At 65.1% G+C, this 25,788-nt stretch carries 27 protein-coding genes and 1 pseudogene; 16 read left to right on the forward strand and 12 right to left on the reverse strand.

The genetic code is table 11. From position 1 onward, the window contains the following. Positions 1-9: 9 nt before the first annotated feature. The 7 genes and pseudogenes from HJ588_RS15880 to HJ588_RS15910 all read right to left on the reverse strand — a co-directional run bounded on the left by HJ588_RS15880 (position 10) and on the right by HJ588_RS15910 (position 4,811). Positions 10-758: pseudogene (locus HJ588_RS15880) on the reverse strand (DUF305 domain-containing protein). Then, the gene (locus HJ588_RS15885) at positions 730-1,836 is read right to left on the reverse strand and encodes a cation diffusion facilitator family transporter (RefSeq protein WP_425483559.1); all 1,107 of its coding nucleotides are present in this window, start codon (positions 1,834-1,836) and stop codon (positions 730-732) included. Before HJ588_RS15885 ends, HJ588_RS15880 begins: the two are co-directional and overlap by 29 nt. Beyond that, positions 1,749-2,498, reverse strand: a complete 750-nt coding sequence (locus HJ588_RS15890; RefSeq protein ID WP_171157479.1) for a cation efflux transmembrane domain-containing protein — start codon at positions 2,496-2,498, stop codon at positions 1,749-1,751. The genes HJ588_RS15885 and HJ588_RS15890 overlap by 88 nt, the downstream gene beginning before the upstream one ends. Further along, positions 2,495-2,878 carry an ArsR/SmtB family transcription factor gene (locus tag HJ588_RS15895; protein ID WP_171157481.1) on the reverse strand — a complete coding sequence of 128 codons (384 nt, stop codon included), beginning with the start codon at positions 2,876-2,878 and terminating at the stop codon, positions 2,495-2,497. Before HJ588_RS15895 ends, HJ588_RS15890 begins: the two co-directional genes overlap by 4 nt. A 31-nt stretch (positions 2,879-2,909) precedes the next feature. After that, entirely contained in the window at positions 2,910-3,947 is a 1,038-nt protein-coding gene (locus HJ588_RS15900) for a cation diffusion facilitator family transporter (RefSeq protein WP_171157485.1), read from the reverse strand. Beyond that, positions 3,944-4,276 carry an ArsR/SmtB family transcription factor gene (locus HJ588_RS15905; RefSeq protein WP_343036758.1) on the reverse strand — a complete coding sequence of 111 codons (333 nt, stop codon included), beginning with the start codon at positions 4,274-4,276 and terminating at the stop codon, positions 3,944-3,946. The genes HJ588_RS15900 and HJ588_RS15905 overlap by 4 nt, the downstream gene beginning before the upstream one ends. A gap of 178 nt (positions 4,277-4,454) precedes the next feature. Then, positions 4,455-4,811: an ArsR/SmtB family transcription factor gene (locus tag HJ588_RS15910; RefSeq protein ID WP_341870601.1), complete on the reverse strand. Its 357-nt coding sequence runs from the start codon at positions 4,809-4,811 to the stop codon at positions 4,455-4,457. 92 nt (positions 4,812-4,903) lie between these two features. Between HJ588_RS15910 and HJ588_RS15915 the strand changes: the two genes are divergently transcribed. From HJ588_RS15915 to HJ588_RS15950, 8 genes are all read left to right on the forward strand, one after another. Beyond that, positions 4,904-6,328, forward strand: a complete 1,425-nt coding sequence (locus tag HJ588_RS15915) for an FAD-dependent oxidoreductase (RefSeq protein WP_171157489.1) — start codon at positions 4,904-4,906, stop codon at positions 6,326-6,328. Next, positions 6,328-7,419, forward strand: a complete 1,092-nt coding sequence (gene arsB / locus HJ588_RS15920; RefSeq protein WP_171157491.1) for an ACR3 family arsenite efflux transporter — start codon at positions 6,328-6,330, stop codon at positions 7,417-7,419. The genes HJ588_RS15915 and arsB overlap by 1 nt, the downstream gene beginning before the upstream one ends. Beyond that, the gene (locus HJ588_RS15925) at positions 7,412-7,840 is read left to right on the forward strand and encodes an arsenate-mycothiol transferase ArsC (RefSeq protein WP_171157493.1); all 429 of its coding nucleotides are present in this window, start codon (positions 7,412-7,414) and stop codon (positions 7,838-7,840) included. The genes arsB and HJ588_RS15925 overlap by 8 nt, the downstream gene beginning before the upstream one ends. A 23-nt stretch (positions 7,841-7,863) precedes the next feature. After that, positions 7,864-8,550: a cutinase family protein gene (locus tag HJ588_RS15930; RefSeq protein ID WP_171157495.1), complete on the forward strand. Its 687-nt coding sequence runs from the start codon at positions 7,864-7,866 to the stop codon at positions 8,548-8,550. Positions 8,551-8,637: 87 nt separating this feature from the next. Beyond that, positions 8,638-8,955: a thioredoxin domain-containing protein gene (locus HJ588_RS15935; RefSeq protein WP_265446243.1), complete on the forward strand. Its 318-nt coding sequence runs from the start codon at positions 8,638-8,640 to the stop codon at positions 8,953-8,955. Positions 8,956-9,058: 103 nt separating this feature from the next. Continuing rightward, the gene (locus HJ588_RS15940; RefSeq protein WP_212756100.1) at positions 9,059-9,340 is read left to right on the forward strand and encodes a hypothetical protein; all 282 of its coding nucleotides are present in this window, start codon (positions 9,059-9,061) and stop codon (positions 9,338-9,340) included. Between the two features lie 172 nt (positions 9,341-9,512). Further along, positions 9,513-9,899, forward strand: a complete 387-nt coding sequence (locus tag HJ588_RS20220) for a MerR family DNA-binding protein (protein WP_425270250.1) — start codon at positions 9,513-9,515, stop codon at positions 9,897-9,899. A 245-nt stretch (positions 9,900-10,144) separates the two neighbouring features. After that, positions 10,145-10,480: a YnfA family protein gene (locus HJ588_RS15950; RefSeq protein ID WP_171157497.1), complete on the forward strand. Its 336-nt coding sequence runs from the start codon at positions 10,145-10,147 to the stop codon at positions 10,478-10,480. Positions 10,481-10,845: 365 nt separating this feature from the next. On the opposite strand, the gene HJ588_RS15955 is transcribed toward HJ588_RS15950, so the two are convergent. Both HJ588_RS15955 and HJ588_RS15960 read right to left on the reverse strand, forming a co-directional pair. Then, the gene (locus HJ588_RS15955) at positions 10,846-12,135 is read right to left on the reverse strand and encodes a tyrosine-type recombinase/integrase (RefSeq protein ID WP_171157499.1); all 1,290 of its coding nucleotides are present in this window, start codon (positions 12,133-12,135) and stop codon (positions 10,846-10,848) included. 597 nt (positions 12,136-12,732) lie between these two features. Further along, complete coding sequence (locus HJ588_RS15960) at positions 12,733-14,217, reverse strand: hypothetical protein (RefSeq protein WP_171157501.1); 1,485 nt, start codon at positions 14,215-14,217, stop codon at positions 12,733-12,735. 243 nt (positions 14,218-14,460) lie between these two features. Here HJ588_RS15960 and HJ588_RS15965 point away from each other — a divergent pair, with 243 nt between their 5' ends. Next, positions 14,461-15,102 carry a TetR/AcrR family transcriptional regulator gene (locus tag HJ588_RS15965; protein ID WP_171157504.1) on the forward strand — a complete coding sequence of 214 codons (642 nt, stop codon included), beginning with the start codon at positions 14,461-14,463 and terminating at the stop codon, positions 15,100-15,102. Here HJ588_RS15965 and HJ588_RS15970 read toward each other — a convergent pair. Further along, positions 15,084-16,364, reverse strand: coding sequence for a hypothetical protein (locus HJ588_RS15970; protein ID WP_171157506.1), 1,281 nt, complete (start codon positions 16,362-16,364; stop codon positions 15,084-15,086). The two genes, HJ588_RS15965 and HJ588_RS15970, sit on opposite strands and share 19 nt — an antisense overlap. A gap of 240 nt (positions 16,365-16,604) precedes the next feature. Between HJ588_RS15970 and HJ588_RS15975 the strand changes: the two genes are divergently transcribed. From HJ588_RS15975 to HJ588_RS16000, 6 genes are all read left to right on the forward strand, one after another. After that, positions 16,605-17,042, forward strand: a complete 438-nt coding sequence (locus tag HJ588_RS15975; RefSeq protein WP_212756101.1) for an OsmC family protein — start codon at positions 16,605-16,607, stop codon at positions 17,040-17,042. Then, complete coding sequence (locus tag HJ588_RS15980) at positions 17,039-19,000, forward strand: FAD/NAD(P)-binding protein (RefSeq protein ID WP_171157507.1); 1,962 nt, start codon at positions 17,039-17,041, stop codon at positions 18,998-19,000. Before HJ588_RS15975 ends, HJ588_RS15980 begins: the two co-directional genes overlap by 4 nt. Continuing rightward, the gene (locus tag HJ588_RS15985) at positions 18,997-20,637 is read left to right on the forward strand and encodes a histidine phosphatase family protein (protein ID WP_171157509.1); all 1,641 of its coding nucleotides are present in this window, start codon (positions 18,997-18,999) and stop codon (positions 20,635-20,637) included. The genes HJ588_RS15980 and HJ588_RS15985 overlap by 4 nt, the downstream gene beginning before the upstream one ends. Beyond that, on the forward strand, positions 20,634-21,947 hold the full coding sequence (locus HJ588_RS15990) for a cation:proton antiporter (RefSeq protein WP_171157512.1): 1,314 nt from the start codon (positions 20,634-20,636) through the stop codon (positions 21,945-21,947). The genes HJ588_RS15985 and HJ588_RS15990 overlap by 4 nt, the downstream gene beginning before the upstream one ends. 520 nt (positions 21,948-22,467) lie before the next feature. Next, the gene (locus tag HJ588_RS15995; RefSeq protein WP_171157514.1) at positions 22,468-23,142 is read left to right on the forward strand and encodes a DUF1345 domain-containing protein; all 675 of its coding nucleotides are present in this window, start codon (positions 22,468-22,470) and stop codon (positions 23,140-23,142) included. Positions 23,143-23,203: 61 nt separating this feature from the next. After that, complete coding sequence (locus HJ588_RS16000) at positions 23,204-23,794, forward strand: hemerythrin domain-containing protein (protein ID WP_171157517.1); 591 nt, start codon at positions 23,204-23,206, stop codon at positions 23,792-23,794. Here the strand turns inward: HJ588_RS16000 and HJ588_RS19065 are convergent. Together HJ588_RS19065 and HJ588_RS19070 are read right to left on the reverse strand one after the other, a co-directional pair. Further along, positions 23,777-24,445: an NAD(P)/FAD-dependent oxidoreductase gene (locus HJ588_RS19065; protein WP_212756102.1), complete on the reverse strand. Its 669-nt coding sequence runs from the start codon at positions 24,443-24,445 to the stop codon at positions 23,777-23,779. The genes HJ588_RS16000 and HJ588_RS19065 overlap by 18 nt on opposite strands. Next, positions 24,391-25,089 carry a flavin-containing monooxygenase gene (locus HJ588_RS19070; protein WP_212756103.1) on the reverse strand — a complete coding sequence of 233 codons (699 nt, stop codon included), beginning with the start codon at positions 25,087-25,089 and terminating at the stop codon, positions 24,391-24,393. The genes HJ588_RS19065 and HJ588_RS19070 overlap by 55 nt, the downstream gene beginning before the upstream one ends. Before the next feature lie 56 nt (positions 25,090-25,145). Between HJ588_RS19070 and HJ588_RS16010 the strand changes: the two genes are divergently transcribed. Further along, entirely contained in the window at positions 25,146-25,784 is a 639-nt protein-coding gene (locus tag HJ588_RS16010; protein WP_171157519.1) for a TetR/AcrR family transcriptional regulator, read from the forward strand. The last annotated feature ends 4 nt before the right edge of the window (positions 25,785-25,788 follow it).

Here is a 25,788-nt window from a genome sequence, read left to right on the forward strand (position 1 = left end):
CTGGCCTCGTCACAGCGTCGCGCGCAGACGGGACATCTGAGCAATCTCGGCCCGTTGCGACGTCTCGATCGCGGCAGCGAGAGAGTCTACGGCGGCGTTATGGGTAAGGGGCTGAATGGCCTCGGTCATCGTGACTCCGCCACGGTGGTGGGCGATCATGAGTGTCAGGAAGCGTCGGTCCGCGGGCGCGCCGACGAAAGACCGCAACTGGCTGACTGCGACTCCGACGCCATCCCCGGCATCCTTGCACCCAGATGTGTCGTTGTCTGACGGACGTGAGTCGTCGGCATCCAGGACATCGGTGGCTGTGTTGCCGCCTGAGGTAACCGCCATAGCTCGAGCCATCCGAACATTTGGCCGGCCTGTTGTTGCTGGGTGCTGATGATGTCGTAGGCGATCGTCCTGATCGTTGGATTCTTGCTCTTGTCCCGGATGATGAAGGCCATCTGGGCGGCCTGGGAGTGATGGACCTGCATGTCGCGGGCAAAGCCTGCCTCGGCGCTGTTGTCGTCGGGCACGGCGTGGCCGAGGCGATAACCTATGACGCCTGCCAACAGAGCTGACAGAACAGCTGCCGTGACGCATCCCAGAAGCAGCGCCCGCCAACGAACCGAGGTCGTGCCTGACTGCGTCTCCGCGCCCGTTCGCGCGGGCACCGGGTGCAGCGGTGTGCCTATCGAGCTGCCGGGGTCGTCAATGATCATGCTTTCCGTTCGTGCTGTTGTTTGATCAGTGGAGGCCGTGCTCGTGCGTGGCATGGGTGGCCGGTTCGAGCTGGAAGGTGGAGTGCTCAAGGTCGAAGTGGCCACCGAGGCAGGCTTGGACCTGGTCCAGTAGTTGCGGGGTGTGTCCGTCGGTGAAGCAGGAGTCCTCGGCAAGCAGGTGCGCGGACAGGGCGGGCAGGTCGGTGGTGACGGTCCACACGTGCAGGTCGTGCACGTCGACGACGTGTTCGACTCCGAGCAGGTGGGTGCGGATGTCGTCCAGGTCGATCCCTTCCGGGGCGGCTTCCAGCAGCACCCTCCCCGAGTCGCGCAGCAGCCCCCAGGCGGCGTGCAACATCAGCGCGACTACGATCAGCGACGCGACGGCGTCGGCGCGGGTCCATCCGGTGACCAGGATGACGATCCCGGCGATCACGGTGCCGATGAACCCGTACAGGTCGGTCAGGATGTGCTGGTAGGCGCCCTCGACGTTCAGGCTGGTCCGGTTCGCCCGGGCCAGTAACCACGCGGCGCCGATGTTGACCGCGACACCGACCAGGGCGACGACCAGGACCGGTCCACCCTGCACAGTGGGCGGGTTGATCAGGCGGCGGATCGCCTCGATGCCGACCACACCGGAGACCACCAGCAAGGTGATCCCGTTGCCGGCCGCGGACAGGATCTCGGCGCGTTTCCACCCGAACGTCCACGCCCCGCGTGCGGGGCGGGCGGCCAGTCGCATCGCCCACAGCGCGGCGGCGATGGCACCGACGTCGGACAGCATGTGCCCGGCATCGGACAACAGCGCCAGCGACCCGGACGCGAATGCGACGATGACCTCGCCGACCATGAACAGGGCCAGCAGGATGAGCGCGCCACGCAGGTACCGACGGTCAGCGTTCGCGGCGACCCCGTGTGCGTGACCGTCACCGTGCCCCCCGTCGTGGCCGTGTCCGGGCGGTCCGGTGACCGCTGATGCGGCGTGCCCAGCCGTGTCGTCGGACGGGACGCCGGCGCACCTTCCTTTGTCCGCAGGTGGTGTACTCACGCGGTCCGTCTCCCGACAGACACGTCCGTGACAGCAATCTTGGGCTGGCAGCACGAATCGGCGCACCCGGGCGCGCACTCGCACGCGGTAGCGTCGGCGTTGTCAGTCTGCTCGGTTGGCGCCACACAACCGCAGGACTCGCCGCGCCAGGCCTGCACGCCCTCGCGGACGGCGGCGGCGGCGATGATCAACCCCACGACAGGGTCGGCCCACCACCAGCCCAGCCCGGCGTTCAGCAGCAGCCCCGCCAGCAGCACCGTCGACAGGTAGGTGCACAGCAAGGTTTGCTTGGAATCCGCGACTACCGACCCTGAGCCCAGTGCCCGCCCGGTCCTTCGCTGCGCCCAGGACAGGAACGGCATCACGATCAGGGAGAGGGCAGCCAGGACCACACCGACCGTGGAGGTGTGCGGGGCACCGGATCCGGCGAGTGTGCGGACTGCGTCGACGGTGACGTAGGCCGCCAGGGCGAAGAACGCGAAGGCCATCAGTCGCAGCGCTTGCGCTTCCCGGGACTCGGGGAGGTGGTGGCGGAACTGCCACAAGATGATCAGCCCTGAGGACACCTCGACCACCGAGTCCAGTCCGAACCCGACCAGGGCCGACGATCCGGCGACCCGGCCTGCGGACACAGCCACCACCGCTTCGACCAGGTTGTATCCGACGGTGGCCGCCGCCAGCTGTTGAGCCCGCCGACCGAGCCGCGCCCGGTCTGACTCGGGAGCCACCGCGGCTGACACCGTCACCGCGGCTCCGCTGCGGCCGCGCCGAAGGTCGGGCACAGCGTCACCGCGTCCCGGGTCACTCCCAGCAGCACCTCGGCCTGTCGGAGCAGGTCCAGTAACTCAGGATGTTTCAAGGAGAACATCGAGGCTCGGCCCACGGGCCGGGACGCGACGAGATCACAGTCCTTCAGGCAGGCAAGGTGCGCCGAGACCGTCGACTGCGCCAACCCCAGGTGCGCGGTCATATCCACCACTCGGTGCTCTCCAAGTGCCAAGTGCTGCACGATCGCCAATCGAGTCGGGTCACCCAAGCTTTTGAACATGCACGCCGCGGCTGTCAATGCCTCGACCTCGTCACCAGCTGCGGGGGTGGCCGCGGATGCCTTCGTAATCATCGCCATTGCCCGATGATAGCGCCTGTTGCGGTTTGGTTCAGTTCACCGTTGCGTGTGCTCGCAGCGGGCTGGCGTGGATCAGCGCGGTGGTGAGCCGGGGGATCTGGGTGGTGAGCCGTCGTTCGGTGCGGTGCGCGGTGTCGTGTGCGGTTTCGACGAAGATGTCGTCGGCGATGGTGACGTCAGCTTCGGCGTGCAGGGTGTGACCGATCCACCGCAACCGGATTGCCCGGACGCCGAGAACGCCCGGGGTGTCGAGGATGACGGTGCGGGCTTGGGCGACCAGGTCGGGGTCGACGGCGTCCATCAGGCGGGCGCCGACCTGCTTGACGGCCGACCGCAGGACGCCGAGGATCGCGATCGCGATGAGCAGTCCGATGACCGGGTCGGCCCAGGGCAGCCCGGCCGCGACGCCGACCGCGCCGACGACGACTGCCAGGGAGGTGAACCCGTCGGTGCGAGCGTGCAGCCCGTCGGCGACCAGGGCCGCGGATCCGATCTGGCGGCCGACGCGGATGCGGTACCGGGCGACCAATTCATTGCCTGCGAAGCCGATGACACCGGCGGCCGCGACGGCCCACAGGTGGGACACGTCGTGCGGATTCAGCAGCCGGCTGATGGCTTCCCAGCCGGCCAGCACACTAGACAGGGTGATCATCGCGACGACGAACAGCCCGGCGAGGTCTTCGGCGCGCCCGTACCCGTAGGTGTAGCGGTCGTTCGCGGGGCGTTTGGCCAACCAGAACGCGATCAGCAGCGGGATCGCGGTCGCGGCGTCGGCCACGTTGTGCAGGGTGTCGCCGAGCAAGGCGATGGATCCGGTGAAGACCACCACGACGGCTTGCAGGATGGCGGTGGCCGCCAACGCGACCAGGCTGATCCACAATGCCCGTCGGCCGCGGGCGTCGGCTTCCAGGGCCTCGTCGACCTGGTCGGCGGTGTCGTGTGAGTGCCCGCCGGTCAGGTCGGAGACAGTATGCCGGAAGCGAGCCCACCGGCCACCCGAGTGGCTGTGGTCGTGCCCATCATCGTGGGCATGGTCATGGTGGCGTTCGTGGTCGTGGGGGTGGGTCATGACGCGCCGCCGCCGATGCGGTGGTGGGCCGGGATGTCGTCCAGCAGGTGCTCGACGTGACCGATGGTGTCGATCACCAGCTGCCGGACGTGCCCGTTCTCCACCCGGTACAGCACCGAGGTGCCCTGCTTGCGAGTGGTGACCAATCGGGCCATCCGCATCTTCGCCAGGTGCTGAGAAACCGCCGGACCGGGCTTGCCGAGCGTGGCGGCCAGGTCGGAGACGGATTCCTCGTCATCGAGCAGGAGCCCGGCCAGCTGCAAACGGGTCGGATCGGCCAAGACCCGCAGAACCTCGACCGCGAGGTTCACCACGTCGTCAGCCCACACTGGTGGATGCGTATCTGCGTGCATACGCACATACTAAAGCTTTAGGATCGAAGTCGCCAGTTCGACATGCTGGGTGCCCCGGTGGCGGGCCTGGCAGGACTCACCCGGCGGGACCTGTGGGCGCAATGTCGTGCGGGTCAGTTGATCGCCCCTGATTTGGGGACGCACCCGAACCCGACTACCGGGGACGTGCGCCCACGGCGTTCAGTGGGTCGAGTCCTTCGGCGATGGGCCAGTAGTAGACCCAGGTGCCGCGGCGTTCGCAGTCGATGAGTCCGGCCTCGCGCAGTTTGCGCAGGTGGTGGGACACGGTGGGTTGGGAGACGCCGACGTCCTGGATGTCGCACACGCATGTCTCGCCCGCGCAGGACGCGATCCGGGTGTACAGCCGGAGCCGGACCGGGTCTGAGAGGGCTTTGAAGACGGCCGCGGCGCGCTCGGCGGTTACGGCGTCGAGGCCGTCCCCTGGCACGCATGCGGTGTCGCACGCCGGCGTCGCGGCGGATGGTGTGCGGGTCGTCTTGGTTGCGGTCACCACACCATATTGACAACCATCGATGCAATGCGCAACGCTGACCATATCGACATTCATCTAATCAGTCGTCTAGTCAGAAGGTGTGGTCGCTGATGGTTTCCGTTGTCCCCCAAGAGCTTCCGGTCGCTGTGATCGGTGCCGGACCGATCGGTCTGGCCGCCGCTGCGGAGTTGGTCGGCCGCGACCAGGAGGTCGTGGTGTTCGAGCAAGGCGACGAACCGGCGGCCGGGGTGCGGTCCTGGGGGCATGTGCGGTTGTTCTCCCCGTGGTCCGAACTGACCTCTCCTGCTGCGGAAAGGCTGCTGGCACCGACTGGGTGGGCGGCACCGAACGGGAAGCGGTACCCGACCGGCACCGCGTGGATCACGGACTACCTGGCCCCGTTGGCGGCAGTGTTGGGCGACCGGGTCCGCGTCGGTGCCACCGTGGTCGGTGTGTCGCGACTGGATCGGGACCTGCTGGTGGAGTCCGGCCGCGACGAGCAACCGTTCGTGCTGCACGTGCAGTCCTCTGATGGGTCGATCGAGCGGGTGTTCGTTCGGGCCGTGATCGACGCGACCGGCACGTTGAGTGTGCCGAATCCGCTGGGTTCGGAGGGATACCCGGTCTCCGGTGAGACCGCGCACGCCGACCGGATTCTGTACGGCATGCCGGACGCCACAGCGGATGGCAACCCGTGCGCGGGTAAGGCTGTCGCGGTCGTCGGCTCCGGCGCGTCAGCGCTGACGTCGCTGATCGCGCTCACCAGCGACGAGGTCCACACCCCCGGGTCACGGGTCGTGTGGGTGCTGCGCCGCGGGACGGTCGGTAACTCCTACGGCGGCGGCGACGCCGACGAACTCCCCGCCCGTGGTGCCCTGGGCGCCCGGGTCCGTGAAGCCGTCACCGATGGCCGGATAGAGGTCGTCACCGGGTTCCGCGCCATCGCCGTCGAAGACGCCGACACCACCCACTACAACAACAACGGCAGCGACAGTGACAGTGACAGTGACAGTGACAACGATGCTGATGGCCGGGTTGTCTTGGTCTCCTCTGATGGTCGCCGCATGGAGGGCTTGGATCAGGTGGTGTGCGTGACCGGGTTCCGTCCCGACCTGTCGTTCCTGTCCGAGGTGCGCCTGGACTTGGATCAGCGGTTGCAGGCACCGGCCAAGCTCGCCCCGGAAATCGACCCGAACTGGCACTCCTGCGGGTCGGTGCAACCCCACGGGTATGACGTCCTGGCCCAGCCCGAAGAGGGTTTGTTCCTGGCCGGGATGAAGTCCTACGGGCGTGCGCCGTCGTTCCTGGCGATGACCGGGTACGAGCAGGTCCGTTCCATCGCCGCTGCGTTGGCCGGTGACCTGGACGCCGCCAACGAGGTGGAACTCACGCTGCCCGACACAGGGGTGTGTGGCGGGGCGGGTCTGTTCGACTCCGAGGAAGGCTCCGGCGGCGGTTGCTGCGGCCCGGTCGGTCCGCAACCGGTCAGCCTCGGCGGCCTGTCCACCGCGGGTGGTCTGGGTGGTCTGTCCTGATGACCACAACCCAACAGGCTCCGGCCCATGATGCGGTGGTGGGAAATCTGTCCACCCTGGACCGGTTCCTGCCGGTCTGGATCGGCGCCGCCATGGTCGCCGGGATACTGCTCGGGCGCGCCATCCCCGGCCTGGACAACGCGCTGAGCGCCGTTGACATTCAAGGCGTTTCATTGCCGATCGCGCTCGGGCTGCTGATCATGATGTACCCGGTCCTGGCCAAGGTCCGATACGACAAATTGGACTCCGTCACCGGCGACCGGCGGCTGCTGGTCACCTCGCTGGTGCTGAACTGGGTGATCGGGCCGCTGCTGATGTTCACCCTCGCCTGGGTGTTCCTGCCCGACCTGCCTACCTACCGCACCGGGCTGATCATCGTCGGCCTCGCCCGGTGCATCGCCATGGTGATCATCTGGAACGACCTGGCCTGCGGCGACCGCGAAGCCGCCGCCGTGCTGGTCGCGATCAACTCCGTCTTCCAAGTCATCATGTTCGCCGTCCTGGGCTGGTTCTACCTGTCGGTGCTGCCCGGCTGGCTCGGCCTGCACCAAGAACATCTCAACGTGTCCGCGTGGAAGATCGCCGGGTCCGTCCTGGTGTTCCTCGGCATCCCGTTGCTGGCCGGGTACCTGTCCCGCCGCCTCGGGGAGAAGGCCAAGGGTCGCGCTTGGTACGAGGAGAAGTTCCTGCCCCGGATCGGACCCTGGGCCCTGTACGGCCTGTTGTTCACCATCGTCATCCTCTTCGCGTTGCAGGGCCACCAGATCACCGGCCACCCGCTCGATGTGATCCGGATCGCGGTGCCGTTGCTGGTGTACTTCGCCCTCATGTGGGGCGGCGGGTACGCCCTCGGGCGGGCTGTAGGCCTCGGCTACGAACGCACCACCACGTTGGCGTTCACCGCCGCAGGCAACAACTTCGAATTGGCCATCGCTGTCGCGATCGCCACCTTCGGAGTCACCTCCGGACAAGCCCTCGCCGGTGTCGTCGGCCCCCTCATCGAGGTCCCCGTCCTGGTCGGGCTGGTCTACGTCTCCCTCGCCCTACGCAACAGATTCACCCACACACCGCCGGAGACAATCCATGCCTGAAAAGCCCCGCCCCGCAGTGCTGTTGGTGTGCGTCAAGAACGCCGGGAAGTCACAGATGGCCGCCGCCATCACCCGCCACCTGGCACCTGAGGTCGCGGTGTTCTCTGCGGGCACCCGACCAGGAACCGCAGTGAACGAGGCATCTCGGGCAAGCGTCGAACGCATCGGCGCCACCATGAACGGCGAACACCCAAAACCTGTTGATCCGGCCTTGCTCGGCACCGTAGACCGGGTCGTCCTAATCGGCGCCGAGGCCACACTCGACCAGCCACCGAAGGCACCAATGGAACGTTGGGACACGATCGAGCCCTCCCATGACGGGATCGAGGGAGACGAACGGATGGACCTGATCCGCGACGACATCACCAACCGAGTCCGTGGCCTCCTCACTCGACTCCGCACCGACGACAGCAAGTCCTGACGCGACTCGATCGCCGGGGAGTTATGAACGCCATCGACCGCAAGCCACCGATCCTCGTCATCACCGTCCGGGGCAGTACCGAGCCCGCCAGCGGGTCACGCCTGCTGACACCCATTGCCCGCGCGATCAGCCACCGGTACGCCGGGGAGGTGCAAATCCACAGCCTGCCTTACCCGGCGACGTTCGAAAGCTTCACCGCGACCTACCCGGCACGCATCGACCTCGGACAGAGCCCGACGATCGGCGTGCGCAACCTGGTGTCGCTGCTCAACGACGAAGCGACCTCCCGATCGCAGCGACGCATCGTGCTGCTCGGCTGGTCCCAAGGCGCCCAAGTGATCACCGACGCACTCGTGCCGCATGCGGCGCGGTACGCCGGGACCGACGCACCCGACCTCGACCCCACAGCCGTCGACCAGATCGCCGCAATTGCGTTGTTCGGCAACCCGACCTTCACGGCAGGCGAACCCCACAACGCAGGCAATCCCACCCCCGGCGTCAGTGGAGTCATCCCCCGCCAACCCGGCATGCTTGCAGGACACGCGGACACAATCCGTGACTACTGCGCCCGAGGAGACATCTCGGCGCAAAACGCGCCGGGGTCAGATGTCGAGGGACACGTGGCGTACTTCCACAACGGCATGCCGGACCGGGCAGCCGAATTCGTCCTCAGCCGCCTCTTGAGAACGACGATCATGGGTGGCGCTTGACCGCCCACCGGCGGGCCGGACGTGCACATGGACGCTCGGGCTGCCCGGATACATTGCCACGAGGACCGATCAGGAAGGATCGCTAACGTGACCGTGCAGATCGAGCTGCTCGTCGTGCCGGATTGCCCGAACGAGGCCGCCGCCACGGAACTGATCCAGGCCGCGGTGAGGAGCACGGGCGTGTCAGCGAACATCGCCCGCACAATCATCACCAACGACGAGGAAGCGAACGAGCGCGGTTTCACCGGTTCGCCGACCATCCTGCTCAACGGTGCTGATCCTTTCGCCGAGGCCGACGCGCGCATCGCGCTGGCTTGTCGGCTCTACAGCACCCCCACCGGGCTACGAACAGCGCCTGACCTCACCGAACTATGCCGAGCGCTCCAACGAGCAGCCCATTCCTGAACGGCCGCCACGCAACCCTTGTGCGGACGTCTACACGACCCCGGCACGGCAGCCTTTCTCGTCGCTTGTATCCAGTACCTGAGTACAGGTTTATCGTCGGAGAATGAACGCAGCAGGACAGTTACCGGTGGACCCGGTGTGGGCACCTGCCGATGCGTGCACGTTGCCGACCGCGCAGCGACCACTGCGGGTCGCGGAGTTTGACGACCTGTTCGCGAGATCGCTGCGCGACGTCGAGCAGCTCCGCCCAACGCTGGCCCGGCTCTTCCTGGAAGGCGACCGGGACCTACCCGCGCAGATGCGGGACCTGATCGCCCGCGAGGCGTCCTGCTGCGCGTTCTTCAACTTCACCGCCACGTCGACAACGCCCCTGGCGCGCACATGACACGTGTCGTGCTCGACGTTGAGGTGCCTGCGGAACGGGCCGATGTGCTTTCCGGGTTGGTCGATCGTGCCCGCGCCCGAGCCACCCCAGGACGGGCTTAGGCCTGGCCGGGGCAGGCGCCCACCTTCGCGCCGGGCAGGTTGCACGCCAGGCGGGCGTCAACAGGGAGACGCTGCGGTATTACGAGCGCCGTGGTCTGCTCGCCGGGCCCGACCGTAGCCCCGGCGGACACCGCGTATACACCGACGAGGCCGTCACGACCCTGCGCATCATCAAGGCAGCGCAACGGCTCGGGTTCCGCTTGGAGGAGATCGCCGACCTGATCGACGTAAGCCGTCACCGGCACGGTCACCGACCAGACCCCGGTCTACAGGCCAGGGCGACGGCCAAACTCACCGAGATCGCTGCCCGCATCAACGACCTTCAGGCGATCCGGGCCAACCTCACCGGCGCGGTCAGCGCCGGATGCGACGACCTAACAACGTGCGCACGCACTGACTACTGTCCGATCCCTTTCGTGGACATCACCGCGCCCGCACCAGCCGATGGCGCGCGATAGCCCGACCCTGCGAAACCGTCACCTGCTCGGCGCCGGAGCCGCCGCGACGGTGGCCTCGGTCACCTTCGCCGGCATCGTGTTCGCACTGGTCGTCGGCATCACGGTCGCGTCTCTGCTCATCACCTACAGGCAACGCGCTGGTGCCAGCACGCCATGCGCGTCGGTCTCCCGCATGCAGTCCGTGGAGGTCGAATGCTCGACTGGGCGGACAGGCGCATCCTGACCTCGGTTGAGAAGATGCCCCTATGACCGTCGTTCGTTCCCTGGCCCTGTTCGTGCTGGCCGCCATCGCCGAGATCGGCGGAGCGTGGCTGGTCTGGCAAGGAGTACGTGAGCACCGCGGCTGGATCTGGATCGGCGCTGGCATCGCAGCCCTCGGTGCCTACGGCTTTGTTGCCACCCTCCAACCCGATTCCAACTTCGGACGCATCCTCGCCGCATACGGCGGCATCTTCGTCGCGGGATCACTGGCCTGGGGAATAATCGCCGACGGCTACCGACCCGATCGGTGGAACGTTACAGGTGCTCTCGTCTGCCTCATCGGCGTAGCGCTCATCATGTCCGCCCCGCGAGGCAACTGACACCTCGACTAATCTGGCACAAAACCACCGCGAAGCAACTCCCTCCGCACATCGATCGATGGAACCCGGGGAAGTCGTACGACCCCCTCGCCACTGAAGACCCTGGTGTCCTGCGCTACATCCCCGTGAGGAGCGCGGCGCTTCCAAGGAACATCACTGCCGATGACGAGCCGCCATCTGAAGGAAAACGGCAAGAACTGGCATCTGATGGGATGAAACGGGGTCGCGAACATGTTGAGCTGGCTCCCATCTCATGGTCCACGTGGACGGCCTTGGTGCCTTGAGAGATTGGCCTGCGCGTGGGTGCGAGTTGCGCTATAGATCCTGACCGGCCCATGGCTTCCACCGATCCGGCCACTGCGAGATCACCACACGGAGCCGTCCAGTGCGGCCAATTTGTCGGCCAAGAGCTTCTGACGTCCCTCTGCGGACCGCACGTACCGCAATGCTGCCTGCGCTGTGGAGTCGCCAAGGAACAACTGGACATCTGCCACGGTCCCGCCTTGCTGTGCCAGCAATGTGGCGCCTGTTGCCCGCAGATCATGGAAGCGCAGGGTTGGGCACCCCGCGGCCGACCTAGCTGCATACCAGCCGTTCCGCGCTCGCTGCTTGGCGGCTTGCTCGGGTGTCTCGGCGGGCTTTGGGGGAACGTTGCCGTAGAACGTTACCGGGGCAAGGTGTCCTCCGTTCTTCCCTGGAAATAGGAGTCCGTTCTGCCCGGTGACGGATGCTCTCATGTGCTTTTTGAGCGCCGGCAGAACGTTCGGCGGGATGATCTGGTCGCGGATACCCGCGTCGGACTTGGGAGATTTGACGCCGACGCCCTCGACCTTGCTGCGCGTCACCGAGCGACTGACCTGAATCACCTCCGCGACGAGGTTGATGTCGCCGCGCCGTAACTCCGTTATCTCGCTGTAGCGAAGGCCGGCCCAGCAACCAAGCAGCAGAATCAGCTCCCACTCGGGGCGAATAGTCATCAGCATCACTTTGAATTGCGCGCTGGTGGCCACTTGGGTTCGCTTCCGCACTGGTGAGGTGCCGCCTCCACGCACGGCGAATGGATTGACTCTCCCGACCAATGGGCCATGAGCCGATGTAGCGGTGTTCAGCACAGCACGCGCCAGAGAGTACGCGTGCGCTTTCGTGGTCTCTCCGGTAACTCCATTGAGCTTCTTACGCAGAGGGGTGAAGGCGTCATACCAAATGTTCACTTGTGCCGGGGTGATCTCGTCCAGCAGGAGGTAACCGAACGTAGGCTCCAGGTAGTCGGCCAGCAACTGGTGGTAGTGGTCTCGGGTCCGAGGTGCCAACGACTTGCCCGACTTGTTCTTTCGCGAGTCAATCCATGCGGACGCGTACTCCCCGAAGGTAGGGGAGTGGTTCAAATCTGCTGCCATCTCCTCCTGTCTTCGCTGCGCCGGGCTGGTCCAGGTGCTGGTGCTGATCAGTCTGCGTTCTGCTGCTAGCCAGGCCTCGGCGTCGAGGGTTGTCTCGAAGGTGTGATTGGCACGGTGCCGGACTGGCGTGACCGTGCCGGAGGCAGAAATCTTTGTACGGCCATCAGGGTCGTTGTACCACGCGGTGTAGCGGCCGGAACGCTCCTGGTTGATACGGCCGAACGCGCGCTTGCGAGCCTTCCTGGCAGTCCGTGGCATGGTCCCTCCTGAGTGGATTTTGCACTACTTGTGCACTACTTCGGTGGACAACAGAGGCAACATTCGTCACCACCTGTCCACGTCAGAGTTCTGCATCGCCGCAGGTCAGAAGCATTTTACCCGGTAATTGCACGTGCAGCAGAAATCCGAAGTTGAGTGGTTCGATCCCAGTATCGTCCACCAGCCGAAAACGGCCCCTGATCTGCGGAAACGCAGGCCAGGGGCTTTGCCGTGTGCCCAGCACGGAACCTGTGTGCTACTTCGTCGGCCGGCTTCCTGACGTCTTGATGGGACCCGGCAGCGCGATAACGCTCCGGGTCCTGACGACAGCCGAAGGGGCTGACCCAACTTGCGGAGTACGGCATCAGGACCGCCTGGTGTAGCAGCAACTTCGCAGCGAGGTGTTGTTCGCCGCCCATTCACTGGTCCCGCTCGACTGCGACATCCCACCGGACGAGTCCTTTGAGCGACGCTTGTTGTCGCGGTCGTTCGCTGATGGGGGTCGAACGATTCTGTTGTTTGCGTTGACCGCATGGTGCGACGGGAGCTGGCATGCTCCCCAAGGGGCCTCACTACTTCAGCGAACGGCCCTTCAACTCACGCGCCGGCGCAGGTTCGTTGCCCATCGCGCGCGGTTGTGGTTGTGACGTCGGCACTCTGCACTCGGACTGTGTGGCGCCGGTCTGCGTTCGCGGGGTCCCATATCCACAGGTTGTCGTCTGAAGAGGGGAGAATCAGTACCGGGTGCGAGGTGGGGAGCGGGCCGTTCTGGACAGCTGGTGCCTCGGTGATCGGTGTGACGCAAACTCGGTTCAATTCAAGCCCTAGATACCACTCGGGTTTCGTGTTATGGATCGCGGCTCGCTGAGCGTCTTTTCGGGCCGAATCAACTTCGGTGAGCGATGTCTGCAACACCGTGATTCCGTACACAACGACAACCAATAGCATCATACTCGCGGACAAGGCGACACCGCCAGAGCCGAGGCGGAAATAGTAGGTCCACCCCGTGACTCCGGTGGCAATTGCCAGGATAAGCAGGAGGATACCGAGGGGTTTGGCAATTATGAACATTTTCATCAGTCCGGTCGTCGCCAGGGCACCATCGGGTAGCCCGAACCCATCGGCGTACGCAGACCAGAGGAGGTAGGGCATCCAGGAGACGATAAACACGCTGGGTGCGGCGATCGTGAGGATGCGGCCGAGCCCGCCCCAAAGCCATGGAATCGCTTGGAGGTGCACCGCACCCCAGCAGATCCCCAGCGTTGCAGCCATGACCACGATGTAGCGCAGTTGGCTGCCACCGTTGGGCGGTGGGTTGCTCATCCATTCGAAGCCGAACGCCATCGCGCCGAGGCTTATCGCAAGCCTGCCGACGATGCCCTTACGCCAGCGGTCTCGGCGAACACTGTCAGTCAGTGGGCTGAGAAAGAGCACGCTTGTCGGTAGCGAGGCGATGAGCAGCGAGAGCCTCCAACTCAGGAAGTCGCCGGCGATGAATACACCAGATCCAAAGGCGATGCTGAGGCCGACTATGAGGCTAACCGCGATGGCAACGTCGCGGGCGGTTGGCAGGGGGGCTCGAGCTACGTGGGGCGTCGGGGCAGGGCCTAGCGCGCGGCGGAGGTGTTGGGCATGGTGGTCCCAGTTCACTTGTCCGGCGACAACGGATCCGGCGAGGACATCGCGCGCCCTCTGTTCGAACACCTCCGCATCACGCGCGGCTGGGCCTTCGAGTTCTTCAACACGTATGGTGCGTGCGGGTACGGCAACGCTGTGCCCGGTGGAGAAAAGGCCGATCGATGTCATTGATCGCCAAAGCCACGCTGGGTGGAACCATTGTGGTTTGTTCCAGTCGATGAAGTACTGCGCCCCACGGTGATACGGCGTGTCGACTCGTGCTGCTTCAACAGCCGATGCGCTCACCGCCCCTGCCAGCGCTGATTCGACCATTTGTACGGCGGTCGAACGGGCGACATTCTTCGCGACTGAGACGAGCTCTATATCGACGATGTGGTGATCCGACCTCGCGTCGCTAGCAAGCAGCCAACCATGTCGGTCGGCGATGTGCTTGAAGTGGCTCAAGTCACGCTCTGGGGCCCAAAGTCGGACGACCACCAGGACGCGTCGTGCGCTCATGATGTAAGCAACTTGGCACTGGCGTCGGCCGCGCACGAAGAGCGCACGGTCAGACAATCGTGCCGTGGTGGTCGGCGTATGCGAGGTTCTTGAAGAAGATGCCGATCTTGCGAATCGCGTTCGTGAGAGTGTCCTTGACCATTTTTCAAGCATCCTCGGGGCTACCCGCCCTGGTACGGAACCTGGACGATGCTGGACGAGCTCCACTTGCTGACTGTCGTGCGTCGTGACAGGCTGGTGACTCCTATGGCGGATGTGAAGCACTTCGATGTCGACGGAGTGCTGGCGAAGGCGGAGCTGACGTTCTGGTCAAGAGGCTGGGCGTCTACCGGGGTAGCTGAGCTCGTGAAGCAAACAGGATTGTCAAAGTCCAGCCTGTACTCGACGTTCGGCGGCAAAGGTTCGCTGTACGAGGCTGCGCTCGGCCGTTACGTGGCGCGGCGCTCGAGGTCCAGCTTCGCTCGCCTGCATGAGCCATCAGCGGACCTTGAGTCTGTTGCAGTATTCTTCGACACACTGGTCCGCTCGCGTTGTGAAGGTGACTTCGCACGCTGGGGATGTTTCGTGACAAACGCTCAAGTGGAACCAGGCGTCCCGGCAGGTACATCGGACCTCATCGTCCGGCACAACCGCATGTTGCGCGAAGGTCTACGACACGCACTCCTTCGGGCCCATGCACAAGGGCAACTTCGGGAGGATGCCGCAGTCGATCAGTATGTCGACATGTTTGCACTATTGGCGTACGCAGTGAATGTGCGTTCTCGTGCGGGCGAGTCCAGCAATGCACTGGGGGCCGCCGTAGCGGGGGCGCTTCACGCTGTCGGGTCGTAACGCTCTGAGAGGTGACTGTGACGGAGGGCTGTCGGCGGTTCTCCCACCTTCACCAGTTCCGCCGTATGGGCGCGGACAATAGGGACGAGTTGACCCGTGGCTCCGTTGAAATCGATCAGATGGGCAGCGGCGAGCGCTTCGAGCGACTGGAGGGTCTGTTTGCTGCTCAGGCATGCCGAGAGCGCCAGTCGGCGGGCAGTAATTGGATGGCTTTGACACCACATCATTCGTAGAACGTGCCGGTCTTGACAGCGCAGGTCGGCTATCGCGTCGTCGAGCCGGGAGCGCATGCTGCGTAAGGCAATTGTGCCTGCGCTGATGAGGTAGTCGGCAGCAGACCAAGCCGGGTGAGTCGCCGCATGCGAATTGAGCGCCTGCAACGGTACGGCGAGACCACCCAAGCGTTCAGCGATCGTGGCGGCATCTGTCGCTGACACTTCGATCTTGTTGCAGCGCAGGATGCGTGCGACGTCGACACCGGTGATGGTCGGCGGTGTCAGGGTCACGGCGTGCGAGGAGAGGCGAGTGGTGCTTGTTGTGATGAGCACGCCACCCTTCTGGAGCGCCATGAGTGCGTCGAGCTGCATCTGGTCGGTCAGGCCGTCAACGAGAACAATGGGTGAGGATGACTCCGTGAGGTGCGCCCATCGGGTCGCGGGATCAGTCTGGTTTCCTCCCGGTTCGGCGTCAGCAAGCAGTTTTGCGAGGATGCCTGCGGCGGGCTCGTGCGGCTCTGGCGTCAGAGCCAGGTGCGGCTGGCGAGAGCCCGCTTCGCGAGCAACCGCGTTTGCGAAGGTGGTCAATCCGGAGCCGGGTAGGCCATGGATCAGAATGCTGCGGTTCCCACTGCGTCCTGCTCGTTCGAGGACGCCCCGCGCACCAACCACGGGTGTCACGTGCGTGTGGGTTTCGGCCAGGCGCGCCACCGGCGAGCTGCCGCGCAGGGGGCGCCGCTCACGCCCGAATACCGCTTCCCACTCGCGCAGTTCAGCAGGCCGGTCATCGAGGAGCACCTCGATGAGGAACCACACCACTTCTAGGTTGGGCCGTCGTCGGCTGGGATCGAACAGCGCGGCGACAGTTGAGCGTGCGGGGATCTCTGAGTCCGGGATGCCGGCTGTCCGCATGCGCTGGCGCAACCTCTGGGTGAGCTTGGTGAACGAGGGGGAGCCGCACGCCGCGCGAAGGCGGCAGAGTTCGCCGATGAACTGGCTGACGTCGTCTTGTGCTGCGACTCCCCGCCGCTCTGAAACGTCTTGCATGTCCCACCCCGCATCCAGGACCGATCGGTACAAGTTGACTTCAGTCTGAACCGACAGGCAAGGGCGAGTAGGAAAAGGGCGGTGTGATATAGGCCACAGACGGCGATTCGGGTGTCGGCTACCGCGATACGGACGGCGAATCCGAGATTGTCCAGCGTCGTCCCGGAATGCCACGACGTCCCGATCCGTCTGCTGACCATCAGTCACACGAGATCAACGTGGAGAGGCATCAAGATGGGTATGGATATCGAGGTCGCGGTCGCAACCGTCGGGGAGACATCGGCGATGGCGACGGCCCGGCAGCACACGGTGCGGATCGACAGACCGACAGCAAAGGGTGGCTCCGACAGCGGCGCGATGGGCGGCGAGCTTCTGCTCGCCGCCCTCGGGGGATGCTTCATGAGCAATCTACAAGCGGCGCTCGGGCAAGAGGGCTTCGCGACAGGGCCGGATGACGTCCAGTTGGGCGTGATCGGCACGCTCGCGTCGGCGCCAGCCCGGTTCGAGACGATCAGAGTCGAGGTGCGAGTCCGGCCGGGAATGGACCTCCCGCCCGAGACGCTGGCTAAATGCATCACGAAGGCACGGCGTGGGTGCATCGTGCACAACACACTGGGGTCCGGCGCACGGGTGACTGTCACCGACGCTTCGGAACTCGCTGAATCGAGTTCGCAGTGACTGCGCAAGCGGCCGTCGTGATCGTCGGTGGCGGTTTCTCCGGAACGGTGACAGCGATGCGACTCGCCCGTCATACGACGATTCCGCTGCGCATCACGGTCCTGGAGAAGGAGCCTGGCACGATGTTCGGCGGGCTCGCTTATGGGTGGGACGTCACCACCTGGGATCACATGCTCAACATTCAAGCCGGCCGCATCACCCTCTTTCGGGAGCGGGCCGAAGACTTCCTGATATGGGCGAACGGCGAAGCCGACCGAGCGCACTGGCCAGACCGATGGAGGTATCGCCGATTCGAGATCTCAACAGTCGTCCCGCGGCGGATCTTCAAACAGTATCTGCAGGAACGTCTTGATACTGCCGTTCAAGAAAGCGGCGGCCTGGTTGAGCTCGAGATCCGTTACGGACGTGTCACGGCCCTTGCCGGCCAGCGAGGTCAGCACGTTCTCAACTACATCGACCACGCGAACGGATCGGTGAACACGATCCACGCAGGCAGCGTCGTGTTGGCCACCGGTCACCTCCCACCGCAGACGCCGCCCTTCCTCGAGGTCGCGAATGGGCACCCGGGCTACCTCGCAGACCAGTACGTCCCATCAGCGCAGCAATGGTTCGCCGAGCTGAACCAAGACGCCGAGGTGATCGTGTGGGGAAGTGCGCTATCCGCGTTCGATGCTGTGGTTTCCCTTGTGCACCACGGTTATCGGGGACGCATCACCATCTGCTCCCGGGGCGGAAATATGCACGACACCTACCCGGCCGACCACCAGCACGACATCTGGCAGGTGCGGCGGCCACCGTTCTTGGACAAGCAGGTTCTGACAGCCCAGGACGTAGTGGTCGGTGTCGAGCGTGAATTCCAGCACCTGAAGGACACCATCCCGGGTGCGAGGCGCCTCACCCAAGCCGTATTCGCCGAGCGAGTGATGAAGGCGTGGGAGCCGTATGTCGTTGAACTGGCTGCGCGGCTCGACCCGGCCCAGGTGACGTGGCTACTGGACAGGTACAAGAGCTTGATCGTGACCAACCGGACGAGCACGGTCCCTGAGATCGGCGACGTGGTCCGTGAACGCATGGTCGACTATCCGGGTGCCCCGGCGATGATTCGCCAAGTCGCGACGCCGGTCGACGGTGTCGGGGTCAAGGACGGCCGGTTCGTCGTAACCTTCGGCGACGGCAAGGTGCTATGCGCCGATTACATGGTGAATGCGATGGGCAATCGCGCCGACTATCGCGTTTCACACAACGAACTGTGGTCAAAGCTTGTGGGACACGGTGACGGTCGCCTCGTAGCCGCCCATCCGGTTACGGGGCGAGGAATTGAAGTCACCGAGGATGGCCGGCCCGTCGCGCCGTGCGGCACGCCTGCATCTGGTGTTTTCTGTGTTGGCCCCATGAGGCAGGGAGACGAAATCACCCGGCGCGGTCGGCTGGGCGCCTTCGTGTTCAGTATCGGAACGCTCCGGAATCAGTGCTTCGAGGTCGCCGCGGCTGTCCTTCATCACCTGATGACCGAAGACGGGGCCGGGGTTGAGCAGCTGGAGCCGCGGCACGCACAGCTGTACGCGAAGGCGCAGGCGTGGGTTCAAGAAGATCTCGACGAGACCGTCCGGGACTATCTGACGGGGTCTGACCCGGCCGGTCGCCGGGCAAGCTGGCACGACGCCGAAAGGCGTGTATCTGCCGCCGTCGTGAGCATGTCGATCGAAGCGGATGTCTCAGAACAGACTGTGCGCGCACTGTTCCGGGCAGCGTGGCGTCAGCTCGAGATTGATGTGATCCACGGAATCTGCGACATCCGTAAGCTGTCAACGTGGCAGGGCGAGACTTTCCAGTCGATGGCTCTACGTCAGGGTGACACCGCCGGGGGGGATGCCACGACCCGCCACGCCTCCGGGACGCCCGAGATGCAAGACGACTCGCTGGCGACTCACACCGTGGACATGGCGGCAGCCCAGTGACCACCGTCCTGACCGACGAGCAACTGTCGCGGCTCTACCTAGTCCGCCACGGTGAGTCGACGTGTAACACGGTTCATCGGATTGCAGGCATGAAAGATGCGCCACTCACGCGACTTGGACGTGCTCAGGCTGCGATGGCTGCTCGGAGTTTACGAGGGGTACACATCGATCTCGTTGTGAGTTCACCGCTTTCACGAGCGAGTTCCACGGCTGACGCGGTGTTCGACTCGACAAGAGAGAATGTTGTGCCTCGAAGGGTCCAAGATCCGCGGCTGATGGAACGGGACTTTGGTGCCTGGACCCTTCACAGCAAGGCAATCCTTCAACGGGAATACGGCGTTGCCGCGTACGAGAGCGCGATGAACGGAGACAGCGCGTTGCTTGGTGCCGCCGAGACCTTCGGCGGGTTCACGAAGCGCGTGCTGGACAGCTTCGCCGACATCGTCGTGCCTGCCTTGCAGCAGGGGCAGGCGGTGTGCGTTGTTGCGCACAAGTACGTCATCGAGCTCCTGGCGCGCGAGGTACTCCAACAGGACCACGGCACCGCCTACGATCTTCGGCTACCCAATTCGCAGGCAATACCTGGCGGGAAGGTCGCGAAGTACGTCGCCCGAGAGAGTCGTCGAGCCAACATCGCCCGTGATTGGGTTGTGGTGCAGCACGCGGCGTTGATCGCGGGATCCCTAATCGCCGGTGTTCTGTGCGGAGCCATCACAGGAAACCTTCAGCCGCCATGGTGGGCAATGCTGATAATGCTGGTCGTCGCGACTGTCATCACGATAACCCGGGTCGAAGTCGAAGATGCCGCCAAATACTCGTTTTCGGTCTCAAGCGCGCGTCGACTCGCATTGCGGTTCATCGGATTACCGATCGTGGTGCTCACCGCCCTGGCGATTGCCGGCGCACCCCCCACCGCCCTTGTTGCGGCTTTGGTGAGCTCGATCGCGCCCTGCTCGGTGGTTAGCGCCACCGTCAGTCGCTGCCAAGGAGGGATGGTCACCCCGACGTACGCCGACATCGTTGCTTCGTCCGTGCTAGTCGTTGTGACACTTCCCCTTGGAATCTGGCTGGTGACCGGCACCCCGCAGTGGGGCGCGACAGCAGTGGGCGTCGCAGCGACAACAGGCAGCGTGCTTCTAGCCGATCTGGTCGTCCGTGCGTTACGTAGCCGGAGACCGATTCAGACGGGGCGCTTCTCCGAGCGTCACGGGTACCTGGCAGTGGTCCTACTCGCCGCATTCGCGTTTCTCGCGGGCACCTCGCTTCACCTGGCCGACAGCCTGAGGTTCGGTTTGCTCTCTGTAGGGATTGTCCTGTGTTACCGGATCGTTTCCCGCGGGCTGACAAGGAGTGGGGGAGTGGAGGCTGTGGACGACTACCTGGCGTTCGCCTACCCCAACCTCTTTTTTATGATCCTCGTCTTCCAGCAGCTCGGCTTCGGCTCCGATGCGCAGGTTGCGTCGTGGGCGATTGTTCCGATGTTCCTTGCCGCGCTGTTCGATGCCCGGTACGTGCCGCGTCTGGAACTCTCACCAGAAGATCCTAGATGGTTGTCCGCGCTCGGCATCGTCCAGAACCAAGTGGAGTCGCCGGTCAGCGCGGCCGCAGGAGGTGGACGATGCATAACCCACAAATGACGCTCCTGCTGCAAGTGACGGCTTCCCTCGCTCTCATCGTCGGCGCAGCACAGGTCTGTGGGCGGCTCGCTCCGCGCATCGGTCAGCCGGCGGTTGTCGGCGAAATGGTCGCCGGCGTCTTGCTCGGACCAAGCCTGCTCACTCGCTTTGTTCCGGGCGTGCCGGAGCATGTGTTTACCCCCAGCTGCCGAAGCGCCCTGTACGTCATTGCGATGATCGGTCTTAGCCTGTACATGTTCCTGGTCGGGGCCGAACACGAACCGGCACCCATGAACCGGCGCACGACGCTTCTTCCGCCAGCACTGGCAGCGGGCGGACTGGTAGCTCCCATAGTGCTCGGGGGTGCGGTCGCCTTGACACTGCTCAACGACGAACGGCCCTCGGACGTCTCGCCGCTACTGTTTGCCGTCTTCGTCGGCGGAGCCTTGAGCGTGACCGCCTTCCCAATGCTCGCCAGAGTCTTGCAGGAGCGCCGTATGGTGCATACAACCTTCGGATTGCTGGCAAGCCGCACTGCAGCCATCGACGATGCTGCAGCATGGTGCGTGCTGGCCCTGCTAGGTGCGTTGCGCCTGCGGGGAGGCGCCGAGGTGGCGATCCTGCAAACGATTCTTCCGGCAGCACTTCTGGTCGTCGCCTGCAAGTTCGGACTCCCCAAACTGTTCCGTTCGGCGATGCAGAGGGCTGTTGACAATGCTGATCTCAGTGACGGACTCCTCGCGTCACTTTTGTGTCTTGTCCTGATCGTGGGTTTCGTGACCGACTACATCGGCATCTACTCAGTGTTCGGTGGATTCATTTGCGGGGTGTTCCTGCCTCACGTGGCAGGATTCCAGCGACTACTGCACGCCCGGATTGCCCAGCTGGTGAGAGTCCTACTGTTACCCGTTTTCTTCGCCTACTCCGGTCTCAACACTGACGTTTCGAACGCGCTCGAGCCGACGTACCTCATCATCTTTGGTGTACTGCTCGTCGTGGCGATCATCGCCAAAGGTGCTCCCGGGTTGTTGATCATGCGGGCTTTCGGGTACAGCTGGGGTGAGTCGAAGGCAATGGCGGGCCTGATGAACGCTCGGGGCTTGATGATCCTGATCTTCATCAACCTCGGGTTTTCGATGGGTTTGGTGGACAAGGCGCTCTTCGCAACCCTCGTTCTCATCGCGATCGCCACCACAGCACTTGCGCTTCCCATCTACCGTTCACACTACTCAGCAGAAGCGGAAGAAGAAGCACGCCGCGACTGGGGCGCGCCGACGCACGGGCCTGAATTGGTCAAGTCGACGCCATTTCCAGCAGAGAGTGTTCGCTGATTGAAGGCTCGGCACACGTGGCGGAGGAGAAGGAAGCCAGGCAGGAATCTCGTTCTGGCTCCTGCGAGCTTCCGATGTGCACGTGCGACGAGCGACCTCGATGTGCCTCCGTAGCACCGTGCGGGTGCGGAAACGGAAACAGGCGACGCCGGTCGGATCTGTGCTGCGCACATTCGTGTGCCGCTCGGTGAACCTGTGGTTCGAGGACGGGCGCGGCGCGCACCTCGACGCTGCAGCCGATTGGACCCTCGACTGGTCGGTGACCCGCCGCCCGGCGAGCAGTGGCCGCGGCCAGATCGCTACGAATGCCAGGGGCGTTGGGTGCCACGGGAGGTGAGCCGTCAGAGCCCGTTCGGCGAAGTCGTGGGCCGGCGGCTCAGCGCGGCAACTCGTCGGTGTCGCTCTTTGAGGGGCGGCTGCTGTCTCTGCGGGTGCACGCCGGCGAGGTCGAAACCGCGCCGTGAGCGCACTGCCCTATCGTCTGCGTCGTTCCCCGCACCCAAAAGGAAGTAGACCCACCGTGCCCAAGGCGCAAGAGTGGCTGTCCGAACGTCGTCGGGCCGGATCCGCGCTCACTGCCGCACTCGTCGTCGGAGCCCTGCTGTATGTCGTCAACGAGCAACACGAGCTCATGGCACGAGGGGACGTCGCCGTGTTCGCGCTGTTCGCCTACCTGCTGGTCTACCTCGGCGTCACGGCGTGGGCGTTCGCCAGTGCGACGAACGGGCAGATCCACGCCTGGGCGCACCGGGACAGTCGCGGCACCCTCCTGCAGCGATACCTGCTCGGCACCGCGCCAGGCCCGGGAGCGTCACTCTTCATCGCCACCGTCGCGTTGATCGTCGCCGTCCTCTGGCTGCCCGAGCACGAGCCGCCCGCCCTGCAGGGCCAGACCCGGGTGCTGCTCGCAGTGGCGCTCGTCGCGGTCGCGTGGTTCTGCGTGCTGGTGTCCTTCGCGGTCACCTTCCACGCCGACAACATCGTCGAGGAGTCCAGGGCCCTGGACTTCCCCGACGAGACGCACAAGACCTGGTCGGACTACATGTACTTCGCGATCTCGGTGATGACCACCTTCGGCACCACCGACGTCAACGTGCAGTCGGCGGACATGCGCAAGACCGTGTCGTTCAACGCGATCATCGCGTTCGTCTTCAACACCGTCACCGTCGCCACCCTCGTGTCGGCGATCACCTGACGACGCCGGTCTGATACAAAACTGCTCTACCGTCCCGAACGACGAAAAGCGAGGCGTACCAATGGATATCACCGACATCATCCTGGCGCAGCACGACGAGCAGCGGCGCAGCTTCGCGGCCCTGGAGGAGTGGCCGCGTGACGACGTCGAAGGTCTCGAGGCCGTATGGCGCAGGCTCGCGATCCTGCTGGAGAACCACGCCGAGGCAGAGGAGCGCTACTTCTTCCCCGAGTTGCTCAAGCTGGGCACGGGGGCCGCCGACGCGCCCGACGCCGAGGAGGAGACCGACGACGCGATCGGCGACCACAACAACATCCGCAAGGCGATCCGCGCCGCCGACGACGCCACGGTCGGGTCGGACGAGTGGTGGCAGGCGGTCACCGACTGCAACGTCTACAACAGCCGCCACATGGGCGAGGAGGAGCGCCAGGACCTCGCCGACTTCCGACAGCAGGCGAGCCTGCAGCTGCGCCACGACATCGCCGTGCAGTTCCTGCGGTTCGAGGCGCTGCACGCGTCGGGCGGGATCACCCCGAAGGACAAGGACCCGGAGGAGTACGTCGAGAAGCACGCGAGCGACGGTCCGGTCGACCCGAGCAAGACCTCAGGCGGCACGCAGCGCGACTCGGTGCAGTCAGGCGACGACGTCTGACCTGCGGTCGGCCGTCGCCAGCGCGAAGTCGGCCCAGTCGACCCTGCGTGTACGCCGCCAGTAGTCGACCGTCATACCCGGCCAGTTGTTGGTGTGCCGGCCGCTCGCGGTGCGATACCAACTGGTGCACCCCCGGTCCCACACCGTATGACGGGACCACCGCTGCATCTGCTCCGACGATGCGCGCAGCGCCTCCGCCCGGACGTCGAACGCACGCGCCCCGTCGCGTCGCATGCCCTCGAGAAGGGCCAGCGCGTAACGGAATTGGGCCTCGAGCATGAAGACGATCGAGCTGTGCCCGAGGTTGGTGTTCGGTCCGTAGAGCAGGCAGAGATTGGGGAAGCCTGCGACGGTGATGCCCAGGTGCGCTTCGGCGCCGTCGGCCCACGCGTCGTCCAGGCTGCGACCGCCGGCGCCGGTCACCGCCATCGGGGTCAGGAAGTCGGTCGCGCGGAAACCGGTGGCGAGCACCACCACGTCGGCCGGGTGGTGCTCGCCGTCCGCGGTGATGATGCCGCGCGGCGTCAGCCGTTCGATCGGCGCGGTGACCAGGTCGACGTTGGGTCGGGTGAGCGCCGGGTAGAAGTCGTTCGAGATCAGGATGCGTTGAAGGGCAGCGCCCGCGACTCCAGCTGCAGATAGGTCAACCACCGAGATGCCTTGAGCAGAGCCGGAATTCGCTCGAAGACCCGCTTCGCCGCCTCCGGATAGGCATAGTCGGGCTTGCGTATGACGTGAGCCGCTTCCCGCTGGAACAACCGCAGCCGGCCGACCCGCTCCGCGATCGACGGCACGATCTGGATCGCCGACGCACCCGTGCCGATCACCGCGACGTGCTTGCCCTCGAGTGCGATGTCGTCCGGCCAGTGCGCCGAGTGGAACAACTCACCGGCGAAGTCGTCGAGCCCGGCGATCTCCGGCACCGACGGGGCGCTCAACTGGCCGCAGGCCGGGATCAGCACGTCGGCGCGGTGGGTGCTGCCGTCGGACAACTGCAGCTCCCACTGCGCGGCGCCCTCGTCGTAGGCCGCCGAGAGGACCTCCGTCCGCAGCCGGATCTGTCGACGCACGTCGTACTTGTCGGCGCAGTGCCGCAGGTAGTCGTGGATCTGCTCCTGCTCGGCAAATCGGCGCGACCACCGCGGATTCGGTTCGAACAAAAAGGAATACAGATGTGACGGGACGTCGCACGCGGCACCCGGGTAGCTGTTCTCGCGCCATACGCCGCCGACGTCGCCGCCCTTCTCGAAGACCCGGACATCGTCGCAGCCGGCCTGCTTCAGCCGGATCGCCATGCCGACGCCGCTCCGTGGTGCCGCCGTCGCCGATCGCTTGCCGTTATCGTCTGGCCATGGCGACAGTCGAGCAGTCGGAGCGCGCCGCCTCCGGCAAGAAGGCAAGGGTGCGCAGGCCTTACGCGGCGCGGATGCCGATCGACGAGCGCCGCACCCAGTTGCTCGACGTGACCCTGCAGATCATCGCCGAGCGCGGCATCGGCGGCGTGACGATCGACGCGGTGTCCAAGGCGGCCGACATCTCCCGCAGTGTCATCTACCGCATCTTCGACGACGCCGACGACATCCTCTGGGAGCTGCTCGACCGCGAGGAGGTCTACGCCCGCGGGCGGATCGCGCAGGTCGTGCCGCTCGACTCCACCGATCCGCAGGAATGGCTGGACGCCACCCAGCGGCTCTACGAGGAGATGGCCGCCGAGCCGATCCGCTGGAAGGCATTCCTGCTGCCGCCGGGCGGGAACCCGGGCCCGGCCGAGGAGCGGCTCGAGGCGTGGAACGGCGAGATGGCCGACACGCTGAGCGCCGTTCTGCGCAAAGGACTTCCGGGTAAGGACGTCGACCACGCGCTCATCGCGCAGGCCCTGGTCTCCCTGATGCTCGACAGCGCGCGACGTGTGCTGCGCGACCCGCAGACCTATCCGCCGAAGCGTGTGGTCGACGCCATGCGGCAAGTGCTCACGCGACTCGGCGGTTGAGCCC

Origin of the sequence: Flexivirga aerilata, assembly GCF_013002715.1 — a bacterium.
In the GTDB taxonomy this organism is placed as follows: domain Bacteria; phylum Actinomycetota; class Actinomycetes; order Actinomycetales; family Dermatophilaceae; genus Flexivirga; species Flexivirga aerilata.